The organism is Microbulbifer yueqingensis, assembly GCF_900100355.1.
GTDB lineage: Bacteria > Pseudomonadota > Gammaproteobacteria > Pseudomonadales > Cellvibrionaceae > Microbulbifer > Microbulbifer yueqingensis.
Window position 1 is genome coordinate 269,278 of record NZ_FNFH01000002.1, and the last position, 20,692, is coordinate 289,969.

Genomic DNA, 20,692 nt, shown 5'->3' on the forward strand with positions numbered 1-20,692 from the left:
GTCCCCACTTGCAGAAAATCCTGGCCATGGATGAACGGTACTTACTGGCGAATCTGGCCGTCGCCCAGCACTATCCACTTCTGCGAGGTGAGGCCCTCGAGCCCCACGGGACCGCGGGCGTGGATTTTATCCGTGCTGATACCGATTTCGGCGCCCAGGCCGTACTCGAAACCGTCGGCAAACCGGGTGGAGGCGTTCACCATTACTGAACTGGCGTCCACCTCTGACAGGAAACGGCGTGTACGGCTGTAGTCCTCACTCACGATGGACTCGGTGTGGCCGGAGCCGTAACGCGCGATATGGTCCATGGCCTCGTCCATGTCGGCCACCACGCGGATCGCGAGGATGGGGGCCAGGTACTCCTCGGCCCAGTCCGACTCCTGCGCCGCATTGCAATCCCCGAGTACTCTCAGGGTCTGCTGGCAGCCGCGCAACTCGACACCCTTCTCACGGTAGGCAGCCGCCAGCCGCGGCAGTATTTCCTCGGCCACGCCACCGGCGACCAGCAGTGTCTCCATGGCGTTACAGACGCCGTAGCGATGGGTCTTGGCATTCAGGGCGATATTGAACGCCTTCTCCAGGTCCGCGCGATCATCGATATACACGTGGCACACGCCGTGCAGGTGCTTGATCACCGGCACCCGCGCGTCGCGGCTGACCCGCTCGATCAGGCTCTGGCCACCGCGGGGCACAATGACATCCACGTATTCCGGCATGCTGATCAGCGCCCCCACTGCGGCGCGGTCGGTGGTATCCACTACCTGCACCGCCGTTTCCGGCAGTTCGGCCTCCCTGAGCCCGGCGGCGATACATGCAGCAATGGCACCGTTGGAGTGCAGGGCCTCACTGCCGCCGCGCAGGATGGTAGCGTTGCCGGACTTGAGACACAGGCTCGCCGCATCGATGGTCACATTGGGCCGCGACTCGTAAATGATACCGACCACGCCCAGTGGCACACGCATCTTGCCCACCTGGATACCGCTGGGCCGGTAGGCCAGCCCGTCGATTTCGCCCACCGGATCGGGCAACTTGGCGACCTGCCTCAGCCCCTCGATCATGGCATCGATGCGGTCATCGTTCAGCTCGAGCCGGTCGAGCAGTGCCGCATCCAGCCCGTTCTGCCGCCCCGCGTCCATATCGCGGCCGTTCGCCTCCTTTACCGACTCCCGCCGCTCGTGCAGCTGGTCGGCAATGGCGTGCAAGGCACGGTTCTTGGTGGCAGTGTCGGCGCGCGCCATCAGGCGCGCAGCGGCGCGTGCGGCACGCCCCATGGCGGCGATCCGATCTCGTGTCGACTGCTGGTCGGCGGCCCCGGTCGGGCTGGCACTATTCACTGTGGCTCTCCGTGCTGTTCTCTGGTACCGGTAAATTGGGTCGCGCAGTATAACGCACCGGCCGCGAGTTTCCGCGCTGCGGGGACGGGGAATGCAGGAATTCGCTGGAATTATTCCCGCGTCCAGCGATCCAGGTTGGAAGCAATGACGGCGAGCCGGGCAAGCGGGTCCTGGGTGGTGAGCAGCTCGATGCGGACCCGGTCCTCCAGCGGCAGCAGCTGGGCCAGCTGCCAGGAGAGGGCGTCCGCGGAGTCAACCGGCGCAAACTTGAGAGACAGCATGGCTGCGTGCTCCTTCAACTCCTGCAACATCGAGAGCAGCCCGTCGCACTCGGGCGGGATCGGCTGCGCCGGTTCATCGGGCAACCACTCCACCTCTCCCATAAGCAGGTCATCCTCGGCACGGCTGGTATCCACCACCCGGAAACGTCGCTCTCCCGCGACATCCACGTGCAACAGCCCCTCGTCTCCCTGGCTCCAGTCGACGATATTCACATGGACACCAACCGGCCAGATCTCGGCCCGCCCCACCTCGGTGCCGGAGCGGATCAGTACCACGCCGAAGCCGCTCTCGCTCTTCAGGGATTCGCTCACCAGGTGCAGGTAACGCTGCTCAAATATACGTAACGGCAGGGTCACGCCGGGGAACAGCGCCACGCGCAGGGGAAACAGGGGAAGCTGCTGCAAAATCCGCTCTCAGTTCGGCCGGGCCTCCCTACAAGATAACATCTCCCGCGGCCCAACCAAGCTTACATGACGAATTCCCCGCCGCGCGCACTAGACTCACTAGAACCTGGATGGTGGAGAATTCCCATGCGTTGGCGGCAGGGCCGCAGGAGCAGCAATATCGAGGACCGCCGCGGGCAGTCCGGCCCCGGGGGCCTTGGCAGCCTGGTGGCCCTGGCCCCGCTGTTGCTGCGCAGCAAGACCGCCTGGGTCGCCCTGGCGCTATTGCTCCTGTTTTACTTTTTCGCGGACAACCAGCAGTTTCTCGGCGGGCAGGCGGGCAGTGACGGGGCGGGCACGGCCAATGCCGAGGTGGTGGAATTCATTGCGGTGATCCTGGCGGATACCGAAGACACCTGGGATAAGCTTTTCCAGACCGCAGATGCCCGCTACGTGCGCCCCAAGCTGGTGCTGTACGACGACATTATCCGCTCCGCCTGCGGCACCAACTCCTCAGCGGTCGGCCCCTTTTACTGCCCCGCAGACGGCAAGGTGTACCTCGACCTGGACTTCCTCGGCGAACTGCGCAAGCTGGGGGCTCCCGGGGACTTCGCCTTCGCCTATGTGATCGCCCACGAGGTGGGCCACCATGTGCAGAACCTGATCGGCACCTCCCGCAAAGTGCAGGAGGCGCGCGCGCAGGTCGACCGCGCCACCGCCAACCGCCTGTCCGTGATGCTGGAGCTGCAGGCGGACTGCTTTGCCGGCATCTGGGCGTTTTACGCCCATCGCGACCGCCGGATGCTCGAACCCGGCGATCTCGAGGAGGGCCTGGCGGCAGCCGCCGCCGTGGGGGACGACATGGTCCAGGGCCGCGCCGGTCGCGAAGTGAGCCCCGACGCATTCACCCACGGCAGCGCGGGCCAGCGCATGCACTGGTTCAAGCGCGGCTTCACCACTGGCGACGTCGCCAGGTGCAATACTTTCGCCGAATTGGCTGGCCAGTGAGCGCGCATGCCGCATAATGGCCGGTGCCTGCTGCTAAGCTCTAGCGGCACGCACAAACAACCTGGACTTTCAGAACGAACGGAGACACACCATGCCGAAAGCGACAGCCCGCCACATTCTCGTGGAGACTGAAGACAAGGCCGAGGAGCTGAAAAAGAAAATCGAGGAAGGTGCTGATTTTGGCGTCATCGCCCAGGAACACTCTAAGTGCCCGTCCGGACGCAACGGCGGCGACCTGGGAGAATTCAGCAAGGGCCAGATGGTGCCCGAGTTCGACGAAGCGGTATTTACCGGTGAACTGAACAAGGTACTGGGGCCAATCAAGACCCAGTTCGGCTACCACCTGGTGGAAGTGACCGGCCGCAGCGACTGACCGCCAGCGGCAGAGCCTTCAGCTGGCAAAAGAGCCTTCAGCTGGCAAAAAAGCCTTCAGCGCGAGAGAGCCCTCAGCCAGCAAGAGCCCTCAGCCAGCAAAAAAACCTCCCGCAGCCCCGGGGCGCACGGACAAGCGCGCCCCGGCTACTCCCCACGGGTCGTACCGGCAGCAGCCAGGCCCGGACCCGACACCTCTCCCTGGCGATCACTCCGCCGCGATGCGGGTACCATCGTCGCGTTCAGTCGCCACTTCCCGCTTTCCCCGCGCCTCCGGCTCCGTCAGCGGACGGATCAGCAGCAGCAACAGGGGCAGGAGAGTCAGCGAGCCGAGCAGCGCCGCGGACATGGCCAGCGCGGTCAGCAGTCCGAAATAGATCGACGGCACGAACTTGGACAGCGCCAGGATCGAGAAGCCGGCGATGATGGTGATCGCGGTATAGAACATGGCGCGGCCAATGGTGGCGTGGCTGCGGTGCATGGTGGCCACGTAGTCCCCGTCTTTCGCAAACTCCGCGCGGAAGCGGTACAGGTAGTGGATGGCGTGGTCCACGCCGATACCCACCGTAATTGCGGCGATGGTGATTGTCATCATGTCCAGGGGGATCCCCGCCAGCCCCATGCCTCCCAACACCACGGTGGCCGCCAGCATATTGGGAATCAGGGCGATGACCGCCAGCCACAGCGAGCGGAACAGCACCAGGAACATCAGCAGGATGCCCACGAAAACCGCACCCAGGGTCAGGATCTGCGACTTGAACAGGCTCTGCAGCATGTTGTTGTAGAGCACCAGCAACCCGGTCTGGCGGATGTTCTCGGGGGCTATGCCAAGGTCGTTGTGGGCGTAATCGTAGATGCGCTGGATCAGCTCGTCGCGGCGCAGGTCCGGGTCGGTCTCCATCACCCGCAGGGTGATGCGGGCCTGGTTGTGCTCCAGCGACAGGTACGGCTCGACCAGCACATCGCTGATCTCCTCCGGCAGACCGGTGCGGGCCACCGCCAGCTCGAAATCGTTCAGGGGACCGTTGTTCAGGTCGCGCGCCACCTTGTACAGGGTGGCCAGCGACTGCACCTTGCCGATTTCCGGCTGTTCTTCCAGGTAGTCGTGCAGCTTCTCGATCTTGTTCAGGCCGGCCACGGTGAACCAGTAGCTGTCCTGTACGCCCTGCCCTTCGGCGGCAAACGGGTCGTCGCTGGCGAAGGGGTCCTCCTCCGCCCCGAAGGGGTCTTCCACTTCGGCGTATTCGTCCCCGCCGCCGACGGCAAACGGGTCCTCTTCTCCCTCGAAGGCGGGCTCTTCCTGCTCCGGCTTGTCGAGGATGATATCCAGCGTCACGGTGCCCCCCAGGCGGCGATCGATCACCAGCATGCCCTGGTAGATCTCCGTGGACTCGTCAAAGTAATCGATGAAGCGGTTCTCCACCCGCAGCTGGGTGACCCCCGCCACACTGACGAGGCCGGCGACCAGCGCCACGCCCAGCACCACCGCCCGGCGACGCTCGGCAAAGCGGGAGAACAGCAGCGTGAACGCGTGGGAGTTGTCCTCGCTCACGCCGTCGACGCGCTTGGGCAGCACCACCAGCAGGGCGGGGATTATCAGGAATGACAGCACCAGCGCCAGTGAGACGCCGATCACCATCATCCAGCCGAAGTCGATCACCGGCCGGATACCGCTGACCACCAGTGATGCGAAGGCCACGATGGTGGTGAGCGCCGTATACAGGCACGGCTTGGCCATGAAACGCACCGCCGCCAGCGCCAGTTCCCTGCGGCTCCAGTCCGGGTTCTGCGCCACCAGCTCGCGGTAGCGCACCGACAGGTGGATGGTGATGGCCAGGGTAATGATCAGCAGCAGGGCCACAAAGTTGGCGGAGATCACTGTAAGGCGCCAGTCCAGCCAGCTGAGCAGGCCCAGCATCATCACCGCCGTGAGCACGCAGGTGGCCAGCGGCAACAACACCCAGCGCACCTGGCGGAAGATGATCAGCAGGGTGACGACGATGAACAGGAGTATGCCCACGCCGAACACCACCAGGTCGCTCTTGATAAACGAAATCATGTCGGCGGTGATCATGGAGACACCGCCGAGGAACAGCTCCGCATCGGCCTGGTAACCGTCGAGGATACCGCGCACCTCCTCGACCCGCGCGCGGGACTCCAGGTCCTGTTCGGTGCGGTGGCGCAGGTAGGTAGCACTGACCTCCTCCAGGCGCGCTGCCTCGGCCTCGCTCAGGCCTTCCTCATTGCGCTTGCGCCGCAGGGCGTCGCGCTCGCGCACCAGCTCGATGCCGCGCTGGTCCAGCTCCAGGTTCACCAGCAGCGCTGTGGTCTGGCCGTCGGGACTCAGGATAAGGTCGCGGTAGATGGGGCTCGACAGGAACTCCTGGCGCGCCAGGTCCTTGTCGGTACCCGGTGAGGACAGGCTGCGGATACCGTCGGAAATCTCGGAAATAGCCGGCTTCGGGCTGTACAGCAGGGGTACGTCGAGGATGGTCTGCACACTCTCGACCCCGTCCACCTGCGCCAGTTCGTCGCGCAGGTTGCGCAGGGTGGCCAGCGACTCGTCCTGGAACAGGTCGCCGTGCCTGTAGCGGTAGGTGACCACCAGGAAATCCCCGGTGGCGTAGCGCTCGGCGATCTTGCGATAGTAATCCAGCGCATCGTCGGTCTCCAGGGTCAGGGAGTCCGCCGAGGCGTCGATCTTGAAGCGCGGCAGGCCCGCAGCTGCCGCGAGGGTAAGCAGTACCACCAGCGCCAGCACCATCTTGGGGCGCTCGGTTACCAGTTTCTCGTAAAAGGTCTTGAAAGCAGACAGCATAAATATTCGCTATTTCGTCCAGTATGCGGGCACTCGCCCGTCTTGGCCTGCAGGCAGGCGAAAACCGCCGGTCATTCCCCCCGGGGCCGGCGGCAGGCTCGGGCCGGGATCGCTAGCGATCCACATGCCCCAGGTCCCGGTCCGGGAATAACAGATCCCGAACCCGGCGCTTGAGTTCCTTCGGGGAGGGAAATCCCCCGTCGCGGACCCGCTCCCAGATCAGCTCCCCGTCCACGGAAATCTCGAACACACCGCCGCTGCCCGGTTGCAACGCCACCTGCTGCAGGTCGTCGGCGAAGGTGTAGAGCAGCTCCTGGGCCATCCAGGTGGCGCGCAGCATCCAGTTGCACTGCACGCAGTAGTGAATGGTTACCGTGGCCTTCACTGCTGCCGCACCGGAGCTGCGGCCTCGCCCCAGCGCGGCAGCAGCGCCTGGGCGACGCCCAGCTGGTCGAGCAGCCTCGCCACCACGAAATCCACCAGGTCCTCCACCGACTGGGGGCGCTGGTAAAAGCCGGGGCTCGCCGGCAGCACCGTGGCGCCCATGCGGGTGAGCTTGAGCATATTCTCCAGGTGGATCTCCGAGTACGGCGCCTCGCGCGGCACCAGCACCAGCTGGCGGCGCTCCTTGAGGGCCACGTCTGCGGCCCGCTCGATCAGGTTGTTCGAGGCACCACAGGCAATCGCCGACAGGGTGCCGCCGCTGGCCGGGCAGATCACCATGCTGGCCGGCGCCCCGGTGCCCGACGCCACCGGCGAGAACCAGTCGCGCTTGCCGAACAGCCGCAGCTGGCCCTCCCGCGCCCCGTAACGGGCCGCCAGGAAGGCCTCCACCTCAGCATCACCGCCTTCCGGCAGGCAGCAGTCGGTCTCGGTGTCGATGACCACCCGCGCCGCGTCGGACAGCAATAACCAGACGCGGCAATCCGCGGCCAGCAGGCACTGCAGCAGGCGCAGGCCGTACTGGGCGCCCGAGGCGCCGGTCATGGCGAGGGTGACGGTCTTGCTGAACAGTTCCTGGCACAAAACAGGTTCCCTTAAGAAGAGGCGGGCCCGGCATCGCCGTGCTTGTGTTCCAGGGCCGCCAGCAGCCGCTGGTGGATACCGCCGAAGCCGCCGTTGCTCATGATCACGATGTGACTGCCCGGTTCGGCCAGGTTAACGGCGGATTCTACCCCAGCCTCGATGTTGTCGAAAATCTTTGCCGGCACGGGCGAGTGGTGAACCACATTGCCCAGGGACCAGTCCATACCCTCCGGTTCGTACCAGAGCACCAGGTCGGCGCCGGCACAGGCCTTGGCCAGCCGCCCCTGGTGGATCCCCATACGCATGGTATTGGAGCGCGGTTCAATCAGCGCGATGATCTTGTCGCTGCCCACTTTCGCCCGCAGGCCGTTGAGGGTGGTCTCGATGGCACTGGGATGGTGGGCGAAATCGTCGTAGACATTGACCTCCGCGACCCGGCCGATGCACTCCATGCGCCGCTTTACGCCCTCGAACTTCTGCAGGGCCTCGGCCGCTACGGCCGGATCCACGCCCACGTGGCGCGCCGCCGCCATGGCCGCCAGCCCGTTGCGCACGTTGTGCAACCCGGTATAGGGCCACTCCACCCGGGCCACCCCGGCACCGCGGAACTGCACCGCGAAGCTGGTGCCGTCGGCTGCGACATCCACTGCGCTCCAGTCGCCCAGGCGCACGCCGTCCTCGCCCTCACAGGTGAAGCGCTGCACCTCGGTCCAGCAGCCCCGCTCCAGCACCTGCTCCACCGCCTCGTCCGGTGCCGAGACGATCAGGCCGTTGCCGGGCACGGTACGCACCAGATGGTGGAACTGGCGCTGGATGGCCGCCAGGTCGTCGAAGATGTCCGCGTGGTCAAACTCCAGGTTGTTGATCACCAGGGTGCGCGGGCGGTAATGGACAAACTTGGAGCGCTTGTCGAAGAACGCGGTGTCGTACTCGTCCGCCTCCACCACGAAAAAGGAGCTCTCGCCGAGGCGCGCCGACACATCGAAGTTGCGCGGCACCCCGCCGATCAGGAAACCCGGCTTCATGCCCGCGTGCTCCAGCACCCACGCCAGCATGCTGGCCGTGGTGGTCTTGCCGTGGGTACCTGACACTGCCAGTACCCAGCGCCCGCCCAGGAAGTGGTCACACAGCCACTGGGCGCCGGAGGTATAGGGCAGCCCGCGGTCGAGCACCGCCTCCACCGCCGGGTTTCCCCGCGACAGGGCGTTACCGATGATTACCAGGTCCGGCGCCGGCTCCAGCTGGGCCGGGTCGTAGCCCTCGGTAAGGTGGATACCAGCCTGCTCGAGCTGGGTGCTCATGGGCGGGTAGACGTTGGCGTCGCTGCCGGTGACCTTGTGTCCCTCTGCCACCGCCAGCTGGGCCAGGCTGCCCATGAAGGTGCCGCAGATGCCTAATATATGAATATGCATACTGTAAAAGATGACTCGTGCTGGTCGCGAAAGCGGGCAAGCTTACCACGCTGCCCGGCGCCCGTGATTGTCAAATCCCCCGGATTCCTGTGCAAATGCAACCCCGTTCCAGTAGAATCCGCCCCGCAATTTGCCCGTCTCAGCCCGTTTGTAGGATGACCATGCCCAAGAAGAACGCTTTTTATGCCCAATCTGGCGGTGTTACCGCCGTGATCAATGCCTCGGCCTGCGGGGTCATCGAGGCCGCCCGCGAGCGCCACGACCAGATCGGCAAGGTTTACGCGGGCCTTAATGGTATTTTAGGCGCCCTGCGGGAAGAGCTGATCGACGTGAGCCAGGAGAGCGTGGACACCATCGCCGCCCTGCGCCATACCCCGTCCGGCGCCTTCGGTTCCTGCCGCTACAAGCTCAAGAGCCTCGAGGACAACCGCGCCGAGTACGAGCGCCTGATCGAGGTCTTCAAGGCCCACGATATCGGCTACTTCTTCTACAACGGCGGCGGCGACTCCGCGGACACCTGCCTGAAGATCTCGCAGCTGTCCGAGACCATGGGCTATCCCATCCAGGCCATCCATATCCCCAAGACCGTAGACAACGACCTGCCCCACACCGACAACTGCCCGGGCTTCGGCTCGGTGGCCAAGTATGTGGCGGTCTCCACCAAGGAGGCGGCCCTGGACGTCGCCTCCATGTGTGACACCTCTACCAAGGTATTTATCCTCGAGGTGATGGGCCGCCACGCCGGCTGGATCGCCGCCGCCGGCGCCCTGGCCCAGGAACACGAGGGCGACGCCCCGCATATCATCCTGCTGCCGGAAGTGGCTTTCGACCGGGAGAAGTTCCTGGCCAAGGTGCAGAAGACCGTGGACGAGAAAGGCTTCTGCGTGGTGGTGGCCTCCGAGGGTGCCCAGTACGCCGACGGCACTTTCCTCGCCGACGCAGGCACCACCGACGCCTTCGGTCACAAGCAGCTGGGCGGCGTGGCGCCGACCCTGGCCAACATGATCAAGGACGAGCTGGGCCTGAAATACCACTGGGCGCTGGCCGACTACCTGCAGCGCTCTGCACGCCACATCGCCTCGGCCACCGACGTAGCCCAGGCCTACGCCGTGGGCCACGCCGCGGTGGAGATGGCACTGAACGGCAAGAACGCCATAATGCCCTGCATCGTCCGCGACAGCGGCCCCGAGTACGGCTGGTCCGTGGGCGAGGCGCCGCTGTCAGAGGTGGCCAACGTCGAGAAGATGATGCCCAGGGAGTACATCAGCGAGGACGGCTTCGGCATTACCCAGGCGGGCCGCGATTACCTGCTGCCGCTGATCCAGGGCGAGGACTACCCGCCCTACAAGGACGGCGTACCCCAGTATGCGCGCCTGAAGAAGCAGCTGGTAGAGAAGAAGCTGCAAGAGGGCTTCGATGCCTGACGGCGGGACTCCGGCCCCGTGAGCTAAATTGAAAAGCCCCGCACCCGCGGGGTTTTTCGTCTCTGCATCCACTGTTCCAGCGCCCCCGCTGCGCCACAAGGCCTCCTGCATCCAGCCGGCTCTCTACCGGTCGGCTCGCCTCGTACCCTGCAATAAATTCTCCGCGCATGCGTCGCCGTGCAGCACCGAAATATCACCGGTGGTCTCCAGGATGACCGCGCGCACCTCGGAGAAGTCGAGGACATTGGCCTCACGAAGCTTGGCGATCAGGTCATCCTTAGCTACACGCGTCTCGACAAGCGCCTGCTCGATTACCTTTCCGTCACGCATCAGCACAACCGGCCGGTTCTGCATCAGCGTTTCGAATGTTTCCGAGGTACTGCGGAGCCGCGCAGCGAGATACTGGACGAGGAACAGGGCAGCCATACCGGTCAGCGTCTGCGCAAAAGCACTCCAGCTGGTTGACTGGCTTGCTCCCGCCAGCAGGGACCCCACTGCCACAGTCATGACGAAGTCGAAATTCGTCATTTTCGAAAACGACCTCAAGCCATTGAAGCGCACCAGGATCACTACCCAGACCATGGCAAGCGCGGTCAGGACCAGGCCCCGAAGTAACAGGTCCGCTACCGGCTCGGCTATAAACATGGCGAAGCTCCCTCCCCGGGACTCGAACTCATTTTCACTGTAGCCATAGCAGAGCGGCGATACCTGACCGGTTCCTCGCTGTTCCGGCCCGGTTAAGGCTCCAGGGTGACTGGAACCTACCGGGGCGCGCAAATGCGGTTACCGCCGCTGCTGACTCATGCGATTGGCCAGGATCTCCCCCGCAATCCGGAAAGACTCCAGTCGCGCATCGTGATCGTACATGGCCCCGGTGACGATCAGCTCATCCACCCGCGTCCGTTCCAGGAAGCGGTCGATGAAGTCGGCAACATCGGACTGGTCGCCCACCGCGGTCTCCGCCAGCGCCTGCGCCACCTGCTGGCGCTCTGCATGTGGCGCGATGGACTCCGGGTCATCCACCGGGGGCTGCAGTGGTCCCGGTGTGCCCCGGCGCAGGGCGATAAACTGCTGCTCCACCGACGTCATCAGCCGGCGTGCCTCCTCCCTTGAATCCCCCGCAAACACGTTGATTGCCGCGGCAGCATAGGGCGCCTCGAGGTATTCCGACGGCTCGAACTGTTCGCGGTACAGGTGTAGCGCCCGGTCGAGCATGGCCGGGGCGAAATGGGAGGCAAAGGCAAACGGCAGCCCCAGCGCCGCCGCCAGCTGTGCGCTGTACAGGCTGGAGCCCAGCAACCAGACCGGCACCCGCAGCCCGGCGCCGGGCACCGCCCGCACCTTCTGCCCGGGCTCCTCCGGCGCGAAATAATGCAGCAGCTCCTGCACGTCCTCGGGGAAGTGGTCGGCGGCAGTGGTGGGGTCACGCCGCAGGGCCATCATGGTTGCGCCGTCGGTCCCCGGCGCCCGGCCCAGTCCCAGGTCCACCCGGCCCGGGTAGACCGAGGCCAGGGTACCAAACTGCTCGGCGACCACCAGCGGCGAATGGTTGGGCAGCATCACGCCGCCGGCAGCCACGCGGATTCTCTCGGTGCCCGCCGCCACATAACCCAGCGCCACCGCCGTGGCCGCGCTGGCGACCCCCGGCATATTATGGTGCTCGGCCATCCAGAAACGCCGGTAACCCAGGTCCTCGGCGTGGCGCGCCAGACTGCGGGAATTCCACAGCGCGCGGCCGGCGTCGCTGCCTTCGGTGATGGGGGACAGGTCGAGCAGGGAATAGGCTTGCACTCTGGCTCCTGGAAACTTAACGGGACGGGAGACTGTTACACAGGATAGCGTTGCGGGTGGCGCAGCCTCAATGGCGGGACCAGCGCCAACGCATGCGCTGCAGGGCGAGTACCAGCAGCAGCGGCAGGCATACCAGCAACGCCGTGCCAAGCCCACTGGCCATATAGTGCCTCCGGCTCAGGTAGGACCAGCCGGACTCGGTACCCCAGGGATACCGGGCGAGCTCGGCTGGCGATGCGAAGAGGCCGACGTAAAGGGCGTCGGCGGCAAAAAACAGTGAAATACAAACGGTAACCAGCGCAAGGCAGGCAGTGAATACTGCTTTCATCTCACCTTGAGCGCGCCGATGAGGAAACAGATAGCCCCACCCACCATGCCGGCCCAGGCTTCCGCCGGTGAATCACCAGTGATCGCCCGGGTAACCTCGGAGGTAGCCGAATCGTAGATATTGTAACCCCACATAATTGCCGCAACGCCCACAACCATAAGTACGATACCGAAATACTTCTTTTTCATGATCCCCCCAACTATCAAGAACCAGATGCCAAGCAGATGCCGCCGGGCAAGTAGCTGGCCCATCTGCCATATATCGAGCAACAAGACGAAAATTCACCTACCACTACGATTCGGCGGTTAGCGCTGGCAATCGCCGAACTCAACTTCACTATACACGCCAACCGCGAGATAGTCCCCTGGTCACTTGCCCCTCAGCGTAACGCCTTAAGCAGGACTTTTACCAAGGCCCTTCTGGCCCGGTTCTTCCTGGCTTTTTACACACAAGCAATATGCCCAAAGAATAAGCACAAGCTGCAAGGGCAGGCGGATCAACAGGTATACCGGGCCCCACTGGTGCCCGCCAAGACCCACACCGTTTAAAGCGGCATAAATATTCGCGGGGAAGAAGACTACCAGTAAAATTATCGCCACCTTGGCCGCAGGTGCCCGCCACCTCCTGAAAAACAAGGCACAGCCAATTGCCAGTTCAAGCACGCCGGTTATGTAGATTATGGGTAATCGCATTGGAACCCAGGCCGGCAGCATTTCCACCATACCTGCAGTCTTTATGAAATGGCCGAGCGAAAAAAACAGGAAGGCTATGCCCAGCCCCCAACCTGCATATTTCCCGGTGTCAACTGCACCCCCCCTTGCTTTTGAAAAGCAGAAAGCGAGCAGGAGGGGCAAAGTGAGCAAGATCAAGATAATTATTGGGGTCGTCATGGTATCCCTGTCGATTTGAGCCTTCGAATGAGCTCCCATTGATAGCGATTTACAGGCTGCTGCTAACCGCATTTCCTGCCAACCAGAACAGGCTGAAAGAAGGCGCCATCCAACCTTTGCACCTCAGAAAATCCCGCTACCCGCATCAATTCAACTACAGCGTCAGGTGACACCGCATAGTAACGTGAACGCATAACATGGGTTTTTACCGCCGCCGATTTCATATCGTCCGCAACGAAATACATCGACAGGTCGTAATGATCGCCCTCGAAACCCCATACCTGCCAGACCAGATATCGCGTTCCGCCAGACTCCCTGACCCCGTAGGGCTTGACGAGACCACGGCCTCTCTCAGCCTGGTCGTAATCGCGCATGGTAATGATACAACCACCACCGGGGCGAAGGCGCGAATACATACCTTTCAGCGCTTGACGGATCTCTGAATCCGTCAATAAATGCGGGAGAGAGTTATCAGCTGAAATGACAACGTCAAATTCTGCCGGGTGATGGGCTTCAACTTTCCGCATATCACAGACCGAGAAGCGGATATCCAGCCCGCGAGAAGCAGCCTCCTGCCTCGCCCGATCGATCGACGCGGGAGAGAGATCGGATCCCGTAACAGTGAAACCTTCCGCCGCAAGCCCCAGCGACTGGGTCCCTATTCCGCATGAAACATCCAGGACTGATTTTGCACCCGAACCCCAAAGGTTGCGAATCAGGTCGGCGAGCTGCCGACCCTGTCGATCCACACTTGACTCCCAGTCGGGGTAAATCAGGTGGTAGAAAGGTGACAGGCCATCGTAGAAGTCTTCTATCAGGCTCATTAGTTAAGGCGTCTCACGCTCAAAGATGCCGGATACCCTGCGCCTGGAGCTCCGGCGCATTTATAGCTGCCCCCTTTAATGCCATCAGGATGCAAGGCCTGGTCAAACCTTTAGCTCAAATGGCTCTACCCTGGTGCCTTGATGATAAACCATTTTCCATAGCCCAGCCTCTATGCGCCATATGGAGGTTCTGTGGGAGTAGCTATAGCTACTTGCCTCATCCTGGCCCTTCACCACAATCGCCTTGTACATCACCTGTACAACATTGTCAGCAAGAAGGCGAAATTCCCACTCTCCTGCTTTTGCGGACCAGAACTCTTCTTGCGGAAGCCGATCGAGGACTTCTTCAAGTTCGAAATATGCCCCGCTAGCCCCAAGCTCCTTAAACTCTTCTGAAAGCAACTCTTTTAGCTTTGCAGGCGAGCTTCTCACCTCAAAGCTCAACAGCGATTTTTCGCGTGCGATAATTTCATCGCTAAGAGTCATGTAAAGAAAACCCCAAATACCTTAATAGGCGTGCGCCACTCAAACTCTGAAAAAACCTCACCCAAGCGGATCTCCAGGTCACCACCAGCCTGAAATGGAGTAACTTAGCGTATATAACGCTTTCGGCTCTCTGAAACGAGGTAGCCACCCACCAGAAATGTTAATAAACTCGAACCGATCACTAGAGCCCAAAATAACTGCCCTCCTCCAACAACCTCTCCCACAAAAGGTACGCGTACGGCAATTTCTGAAAACATGGCAGCGATCAGCCCCACATAGGACCAGAGCATGAAATCGTAATGCACCCGGAGCCATGCGGGATTTCTCCGAAAAAATAATGGGGCAATAATTCCTCAGCTCACAAACGTTAACGATCCGATCGCCATCCAGTGAAAGGGACCGAACGAATATATGGATTGCGTGAAAAGCGCGGTGATGTTCATTAACACCATGGCAGCGAAAAACCCATACCCCATAACCTTGTGCACCCCGGTTCCTTTCCGAAACGCTATTACCAGCGCTCCTAGCGTTATTGCGACAACGGCGAATAAACTGTGGAAAAGCCCGACAGTAGAGCTGAACACTTATATCTTCCCTATACCCCAACCTACGGCTGGTCATACTACCCAGATTTAAGCTGGCCCAAGGAGGTAAATGGTTATGAGTTAGTGAAAGGAGTAACGTAATCCAAGGTTCAGGCTATGGACCCCTGTCCTAAGCTCCCTCCGTCGCCGAGCAGAATTCAGGTAGGCCTCGTAATACATATTCACCGCCAGCGACTGCGAAGCCTCCCAGAGGAGACCGGCAACGGCCAGAGGACTGACCTCGTCCCCAAACAAAAGCCCAAGTTGTACATAGGGCAAGAAATTACCGAATCTTTTCCTAAGCACGCCCTCTGCATGAAGCCCCCCGATCTTATCGGTCTCGATCCAGCTTTCACCTGAATCCCCACCTAGAAAAATCGAATGGGTTGAGTGATCAGAAACATGCTCGCTGAACTCTGTATAACCAACCTCAAGCGCGTATAAGTCGTTAAAAAGATAGCCAGCTGTAAGACTGAATGAACCACTGTTAGCTCTATCTTCAATGCTTTGCACCCCTCGCGGCGCCCCGGAAGGGTCATACTCGTCATATTTGAACCTGGTAAATGCGGCTTCCGCATACCAGTCACTAGCATACCCATGCATTTAAAAAGACAGGAAAACCGCTCCCCAAAGTAATCGCTTCACCAGTCGTGGTTTCGCTAGTGTTCGCAATTTTTTGCCCTCCCCCAATCTTTTTTCCTGTCTACCTATTGAGCCACAAGTGAAAACAGGTTGCATGCGCTCAGGCGTAGCAGGAAATTACATGCTATTACAGGCACCGCAGTCGCCTTCAGCTTAACATCCGGAACGGCGGGCACTTCTAGAGGAAGAAGATCAAAATGGCGTCGGAGGTTGCGGCACTTGCCACCACCCTATTGAGGGAGGTGACAGATGAAACTAACCCTCGCTCAAAGGACGGGAGTGCAATAACCGGGGCTTCATCTACCAGCCCCACCCCAAACTTTCTCCAGACGCTGGTCGCGGCCGCAGCGGTAGCGGTAGAACTTGTAGCGGATGGGATTGCGCTGGTAGTAATTCTGGTGGTAGTCCTCGGCCGGGTAGAAGGTGGCGGCGGGAACGATCTGGGTGGCGATGTCCTTGCCGAATTTCTGCTCCAGCGCCCGCTTGCTCTCTTCGGCCAGCTTCTTCTCGCGCTCGTTGGCATAAAAAATGGCGCTGCGGTATTGGTTACCGCGGTCGCAGAACTGCCCACCGGCATCGAAGGGGTCCACGTTGCGCCAGAAGACCTCGAGCAATTGCGGGTAACTGACCTTGCTCGCGTCGTACCTGACCTGCACCACCTCGGCGTGGCCGGTGCGGCCACTGGACACCTGCTCGTAGGTGGGGTTGGCCACCTTGCCACCGCTGTAGCCGGAGATGGTTTCAACTACCCCGTCGAGCCTGTCGTAGGGCGGCTCCATGCACCAGAAGCAGCCACCGGCAAACACCGCCGTGCGGATGCTCTTGGTGCCCTCTTCCGCGAATGGGGACGCGGCGCCCAGGGGCAATAGCAGGGCCAGTATCAGGCCAAGAAGCCGGCGAATAATCATCTTCCCTCTCCTCCACGTTTCCTCACGGGGGGTTACAGCCAGAGACCCCGAGCGGATTCAGCGGCGTCCTGTGCCATCAGACCACGCCCCGCAGCGCCCGTTCGTAAATGGCGCTGTAGCCGGCCGCATCAAACTCGAGGGGATTGCCCCCCGCCGAGGGATCCCTGACTGCCATCTCGCCCACCCGCTCCACCTGGTCACTGCCGATCCCGATCTCCTCCAGGCTGTGGGGAATGCCGATTTCCGTGCGCAGGGCCAGGATCCAGTTGAGCACGCCGGCGAAGCCCTGCTGCGGCAGGCCCAGGTGACGGGCAAGCCTGTCCATCCTGTCTTCCAGCGCTTCCCGGTTGGCTTGCAGCACATAGGGCATCAGGATGGCATTCAGCAGCCCGTGGTGGGCGTCATAGAGTGCGCCGAGCGGATGGGACAGGGCGTGCATGGCGCCCAGCCCCCGCTGGAAGGCGGTGGCGCCCATGCTGGAAGCCACCAGCATCTGCTGGCGCGCCTCCAGGTCGCGGCCATCCGCCACGGCGCGGGGCAGGTAGTCGTGCACCAGCCGGATACCCTCGAGTGCGATGCCTTCTGCCATCGGGTGGTAACCCCGCGCGCAGAAGGCCTCCAGGTTGTGGGACAGCGCATCCATGCCCGTGGCGGCTGTAATGCTGTGCGGCAGGCCCGTGGAGAGCTCCGGGTCCAGGATCACCAGCTCTGGCAGCATGCGCGGGTGGAAAATGATGCGCTTGACCCGCGCCACGTCGTCGGTGATCACCGCGGAGCGGCCCACCTCCGAGCCGGTGCCGGCGGTGGTGGGCACGGCGATCACTGGCACCATGCCGGCCTCGTCAACGCGGCGGAAGTTATCGTCCTTGTCCTCGAAATCCCACAGTGGGCGTTGCTGGCCGGCCATCAGGGCGATGGCCTTGGCCGCGTCCATGGCGGAGCCACCGCCGAAGGCGATCACGCCGTCGTGCCAGCCGGCGCGCAGTGCCGCCACTCCACTGTCCACGTTGGCGCCGTTGGGGTTGCTCTTCACGTCGGCGAACACGGCGATATTGAGGCCGTCGTTACGGCAGATCCGCAGCAAGCTCTCCACCATGGGGAGGTCGGCAAGGCCCGGGTCGGTCACCAGCATGGGCGTGTGGATCCCCAGCTCCCGGCAGGCCGCCGGTAATTCGCCCACGCGGCCGGGACCCACGCGCATGGCAGTCGGATAATTCCAGTCGGTGGCAGGGGGTTGGGTAGTCATGGGGTCACCTTCAGGTGGAAGGACTTGGGGCGGGTGAGGTGTTCGTAGCCGATACCGGACAGGGTGCAGCCACGGCCACTGTGCTTGACGCCGGTCCAGGCGAGCGCCGGATCCAGGTAGTCGCAGCGGTTCATGAACACGGTGCCGCACTCCAGCCGCTCACCCAGGGCCAGCGCCACCTCCTCGTCCGCTGTGAAAATCGCGGCGGTGAGGCCGAATTCGCTGTCGTTCATCAATGCCAGCGCCTCCGCGTCGTCGCGCACTGGCATCACGCCCACCACCGGGCCGAAGGACTCCTCGCGCATCAACCGCATGCGGTGGTCCACGCCGGTGAGCAGCTGCGGCGCCAGGTAGGGCGTACCGCGCCGGTCCAATGGGAATGCCGCGGGGTCCAGATGGGCGGTGGCCCCGGCAGCCACGGCCTCGTCCACCTGGGCACGAACGAAATCCGCCGCCTCGGCACGCACCAGCGGCCCGAGGCTGGTATCCGGGTCGTCCGGCCGCCCCAGCCGGTAGGCGGCCACTATCTCCCGCGCCCGGTCGACGAAGGCGTCGTGCAGTGACTCGTGCACGTAGATGCGCTCTATGCCACAGCAGGACTGGCCAGAATTGAAGAAGGCACCGTCGATGGCGGTTGCCACCGCGTAATCCAGGTCGGCGTCGGCACGGATATAGGCCGGGTCCTTCCCGCCCAGCTCCAGGCCCAATTTGATAAAGCGTCCCGCCGCGGCGCGCTCCACCATGCGCCCGCCTGCCACCGAGCCGGTGAAGGCGACGTGCGCTATCTCCGGCGCCCGCACCAGGTTCTCGGTATCGGTATGGGACAGGTGGAGGTACTGGAACACCCCCTGCGGCAGCCCCGCCTCGGCGAACACCTCCACCATGTGCTCGGCGCACAGCGGCGTCTGGGCCGAATGCTTGAGGATCACCGCGTTGCCCGCCAGCAGCGCCGGCACCACGGCGTTCACCGCGGTCAGGTAGGGATAGTTCCAGGGGGCCACCACCAGTGATATGCCCAGCGGTTCCCGGCGGATCAGGCGGGTAAAGCCCGGCTTTTCCGGCAGGCGGATCTCCGCAAGGGCCTGCTCGGCGATCTCCGCCATGTAGTTGGCGCGCTCGGCGAACCCCAGGATCTCGCCGGCGGCGAAGCGCACGGGACGGCCCATCATGTGGCAGAGCTCCTCCCCCAGCGACTCTTTGCGGTCGAGCATCAGCATGACCGCCTGGCGCACGATGGCCACCCGCTCTCCCAGCGGCGTGCGCGCCCAGGCCGGCTGCGCCCCGCCGGCCCGCTCCAGCGCCGTGCGGATCTCGTCGGGTCGCGCGAGCGGCCGCTCCACGTAGACGGAGTTGTCGACGGGGGAAATGCACTGCAGCCTGTCCATGAGTCGCGCCCTTCCCTGGTATGCCGGTCAGATGATCTCGAAGTAGCGGTCCAGCTCCCAGTCGCTCACGTGGCGGCGGTACTCCCGCTCCTCCCACTCGCGACTGGCGGCGAAGTGCTCCACAAAGCCGTTGCCGAAGAGTTCCCGCGCGGCGGCGGAGTCCTTCAGGCGCTGGGCCGCTTCCCACAGTGTCCGCGGCAGCGCCAGCTCCTGCGGCGATTCCAGCGCGTAGGCATTGCCCTCCACCGGTTCGCCCGGCTCCCAGCCCTGCAGGATGCCGTAGAGCCCTGAGCCAAGTGCCGCGGCCAGCGCCAGGTAGGGATTGGCGTCGGCGGCGCCGAGCCGGTACTCCTGCCGCTGGGACTTGTCGCTGCCGGGAATCACCCGCAGCGCGGCGGTGCGGTTCTCCACCCCCCAGGTGGCACCGGTGGGCGCCCAGAAGCCGGGCACCAGCCGCCGGTAGCTGTTGACGGTAGGCGCCAGCATGGCGAGGAACTCCGGCATCAGCCGTTGCTGCCCGGCCAGGAAGTGCCGCTGCACCGCACTCATGTTCCGGGGCTGCTCCGGGTCATGGAAGGCGGACTTGCCCGAGTCCCGCTCGCGCAGGGACAGGTGGATATGCCCGCTCTGGCCAGGGTAATCACCAGACCACCGGGCCATGAAGGTGGCCATCAGGCCGTTGCGCTGGGCCAGCACCTTGAGGAAGGTCTTGAACAGCGCCGCCTTGTCCGCCGCCGCCTCGGCGCCGTCGACGGCGATGGCCGCCTCCAGCACCCCGGGGCCAGTCTCGGTGTGCAGCCCCTCCAGGGGGAAGTCCATCCGCTCCCCCAGCTCCAGGATCTGCCGGTGCAGCTCGGCGTGCACCGAGTTGCGGATCACCGAGTAGCCGAACCAGTCGGGAGTGAAAGGCTTCAGGTTGCGGAAGCCCTTCTCGCGCGCCGAATCGGGGGTCTCATCGAACAGGAAGAACTCGTACTCCAGCGCCCCGAGGGGCTCGAAGCCCGCCTCGCGGCAGCGCTCCACCACCCGGCGCAGGGTGCCGCGGGGGCAGACATCCTGCGCCTGGCGCTCGAATTCTGCCAGGAACAGCAGCATGCCGTCCTCGAAGGGGATCTCGCGACAGCTGGCGGGCAGGATGCGCACCGGGGCATCGGGGTAGCCGGTGTGCCAACCGGTAAAACTGGCGTTGTCGTATAGCTGGTCCTTGACGTCCCAGCCCAGCACCACGTCGCAGAAGGAAAAGCCGTGCTCCAGGGAGGAGAGGAACTTGTCGCGGCTCATGTACTTGCCGCGCATGACGCCGTCGTTATCGAACAGGCCCACCTTGACGTGGGTGAGCGCGCGCTCCTCGATGATCCGCCGGGCGTCGGCGGCAGTGCGCACCTCCCTGGGCTCCAGGCCCGCGTTCAGGCTCGGGTCGGTCATGGGGACCTCGCTATTGTTGTTATCCACCAGCGGATTGATCGCTAACAGGATAGTCAATGCGGGCGCATCCGGTGGGGTGGCGGGGAAATCCGCTGCCGCTCCTCGTCTGCTGGCGCTTTCAGGG

General features: G+C 63.2%; 20 protein-coding genes. 3 read left to right on the top strand and 17 right to left on the bottom strand.

Annotated features, from left to right (window positions below; genetic code table 11):
• Positions 1-41: 41 nt before the first annotated feature.
• Together BLT26_RS04990 and BLT26_RS04995 are read right to left on the bottom strand one after the other, a co-directional pair.
• Positions 42-1,334 carry a glutamate-5-semialdehyde dehydrogenase gene (locus BLT26_RS04990; RefSeq protein WP_175453028.1) on the bottom strand — a complete coding sequence of 431 codons (1,293 nt, stop codon included), beginning with the start codon at positions 1,332-1,334 and terminating at the stop codon, positions 42-44.
• Positions 1,335-1,444: 110 nt separating this feature from the next.
• Positions 1,445-2,020, bottom strand: a complete 576-nt coding sequence (locus tag BLT26_RS04995) for an LON peptidase substrate-binding domain-containing protein (protein WP_091509555.1) — start codon at positions 2,018-2,020, stop codon at positions 1,445-1,447.
• Positions 2,021-2,146: 126 nt separating this feature from the next.
• Between BLT26_RS04995 and ypfJ the strand changes: the two genes are divergently transcribed.
• Together ypfJ and BLT26_RS05005 are read left to right on the top strand one after the other, a co-directional pair.
• On the top strand, positions 2,147-3,007 hold the full coding sequence (gene ypfJ, locus BLT26_RS05000) for a KPN_02809 family neutral zinc metallopeptidase (RefSeq protein WP_091509558.1): 861 nt from the start codon (positions 2,147-2,149) through the stop codon (positions 3,005-3,007).
• 91 nt (positions 3,008-3,098) lie between these two features.
• Positions 3,099-3,380 carry a peptidylprolyl isomerase gene (locus BLT26_RS05005; RefSeq protein WP_091509561.1) on the top strand — a complete coding sequence of 94 codons (282 nt, stop codon included), beginning with the start codon at positions 3,099-3,101 and terminating at the stop codon, positions 3,378-3,380.
• Between the two features lie 207 nt (positions 3,381-3,587).
• On the opposite strand, the gene BLT26_RS05010 is transcribed toward BLT26_RS05005, so the two are convergent.
• The 4 genes from BLT26_RS05010 to mpl form a co-directional block, all read right to left on the bottom strand.
• Complete coding sequence (locus BLT26_RS05010) at positions 3,588-6,197, bottom strand: MMPL family transporter (protein WP_091509564.1); 2,610 nt, start codon at positions 6,195-6,197, stop codon at positions 3,588-3,590.
• 112 nt (positions 6,198-6,309) lie between these two features.
• Complete coding sequence (locus BLT26_RS05015) at positions 6,310-6,582, bottom strand: Rdx family protein (protein ID WP_091509568.1); 273 nt, start codon at positions 6,580-6,582, stop codon at positions 6,310-6,312.
• Entirely contained in the window at positions 6,579-7,223 is a 645-nt protein-coding gene (locus tag BLT26_RS05020) for a flavin prenyltransferase UbiX (RefSeq protein ID WP_281245465.1), read from the bottom strand. Before BLT26_RS05020 ends, BLT26_RS05015 begins: the two co-directional genes overlap by 4 nt.
• A gap of 11 nt (positions 7,224-7,234) precedes the next feature.
• Complete coding sequence (gene mpl, locus BLT26_RS05025; protein ID WP_091509571.1) at positions 7,235-8,635, bottom strand: UDP-N-acetylmuramate:L-alanyl-gamma-D-glutamyl-meso-diaminopimelate ligase; 1,401 nt, start codon at positions 8,633-8,635, stop codon at positions 7,235-7,237.
• Positions 8,636-8,796: 161 nt separating this feature from the next.
• Here mpl and BLT26_RS05030 point away from each other — a divergent pair, with 161 nt between their 5' ends.
• Entirely contained in the window at positions 8,797-10,059 is a 1,263-nt protein-coding gene (locus BLT26_RS05030; protein WP_091510973.1) for a 6-phosphofructokinase, read from the top strand.
• A 123-nt stretch (positions 10,060-10,182) separates the two neighbouring features.
• Here the strand turns inward: BLT26_RS05030 and BLT26_RS05035 are convergent, their stop codons facing one another.
• From BLT26_RS05035 to BLT26_RS05090, 11 genes are all read right to left on the bottom strand, one after another.
• The gene (locus tag BLT26_RS05035) at positions 10,183-10,704 is read right to left on the bottom strand and encodes a DUF421 domain-containing protein (protein ID WP_091509576.1); all 522 of its coding nucleotides are present in this window, start codon (positions 10,702-10,704) and stop codon (positions 10,183-10,185) included.
• 138 nt (positions 10,705-10,842) lie between these two features.
• Entirely contained in the window at positions 10,843-11,850 is a 1,008-nt protein-coding gene (locus BLT26_RS05040; protein ID WP_091509579.1) for an LLM class flavin-dependent oxidoreductase, read from the bottom strand.
• 67 nt (positions 11,851-11,917) lie between these two features.
• On the bottom strand, positions 11,918-12,178 hold the full coding sequence (locus BLT26_RS05045) for a hypothetical protein (protein WP_091509583.1): 261 nt from the start codon (positions 12,176-12,178) through the stop codon (positions 11,918-11,920).
• A complete protein-coding gene (locus BLT26_RS05050) occupies positions 12,175-12,366 on the bottom strand; it encodes a DUF3185 family protein (RefSeq protein WP_091510977.1) in 192 nt (63 codons plus the stop codon). Before BLT26_RS05050 ends, BLT26_RS05045 begins: the two co-directional genes overlap by 4 nt.
• 204 nt (positions 12,367-12,570) lie before the next feature.
• Positions 12,571-13,068, bottom strand: coding sequence for a DoxX family protein (locus BLT26_RS05055; protein ID WP_091510980.1), 498 nt, complete (start codon positions 13,066-13,068; stop codon positions 12,571-12,573).
• Positions 13,069-13,130: 62 nt separating this feature from the next.
• Positions 13,131-13,892 (bottom strand): class I SAM-dependent methyltransferase, encoded by a 762-nt coding sequence (locus tag BLT26_RS05060; protein ID WP_217631373.1) that lies wholly within the window; start codon positions 13,890-13,892, stop codon positions 13,131-13,133.
• 102 nt (positions 13,893-13,994) lie between these two features.
• On the bottom strand, positions 13,995-14,378 hold the full coding sequence (locus tag BLT26_RS05065; RefSeq protein ID WP_091509587.1) for a nuclear transport factor 2 family protein: 384 nt from the start codon (positions 14,376-14,378) through the stop codon (positions 13,995-13,997).
• Between the two features lie 1,522 nt (positions 14,379-15,900).
• On the bottom strand, positions 15,901-16,512 hold the full coding sequence (gene msrA, locus BLT26_RS05075) for a peptide-methionine (S)-S-oxide reductase MsrA (RefSeq protein WP_091509594.1): 612 nt from the start codon (positions 16,510-16,512) through the stop codon (positions 15,901-15,903).
• Between the two features lie 76 nt (positions 16,513-16,588).
• A complete protein-coding gene (locus BLT26_RS05080) occupies positions 16,589-17,758 on the bottom strand; it encodes an iron-containing alcohol dehydrogenase (protein ID WP_091509598.1) in 1,170 nt (389 codons plus the stop codon).
• Entirely contained in the window at positions 17,755-19,143 is a 1,389-nt protein-coding gene (locus BLT26_RS05085; protein ID WP_091509602.1) for an aldehyde dehydrogenase family protein, read from the bottom strand. The genes BLT26_RS05080 and BLT26_RS05085 overlap by 4 nt, the downstream gene beginning before the upstream one ends.
• A 27-nt stretch (positions 19,144-19,170) precedes the next feature.
• Positions 19,171-20,625, bottom strand: coding sequence for a glutamine synthetase family protein (locus tag BLT26_RS05090; RefSeq protein WP_245720596.1), 1,455 nt, complete (start codon positions 20,623-20,625; stop codon positions 19,171-19,173).
• Between the last annotated feature and the right edge of the window lie 67 nt (positions 20,626-20,692).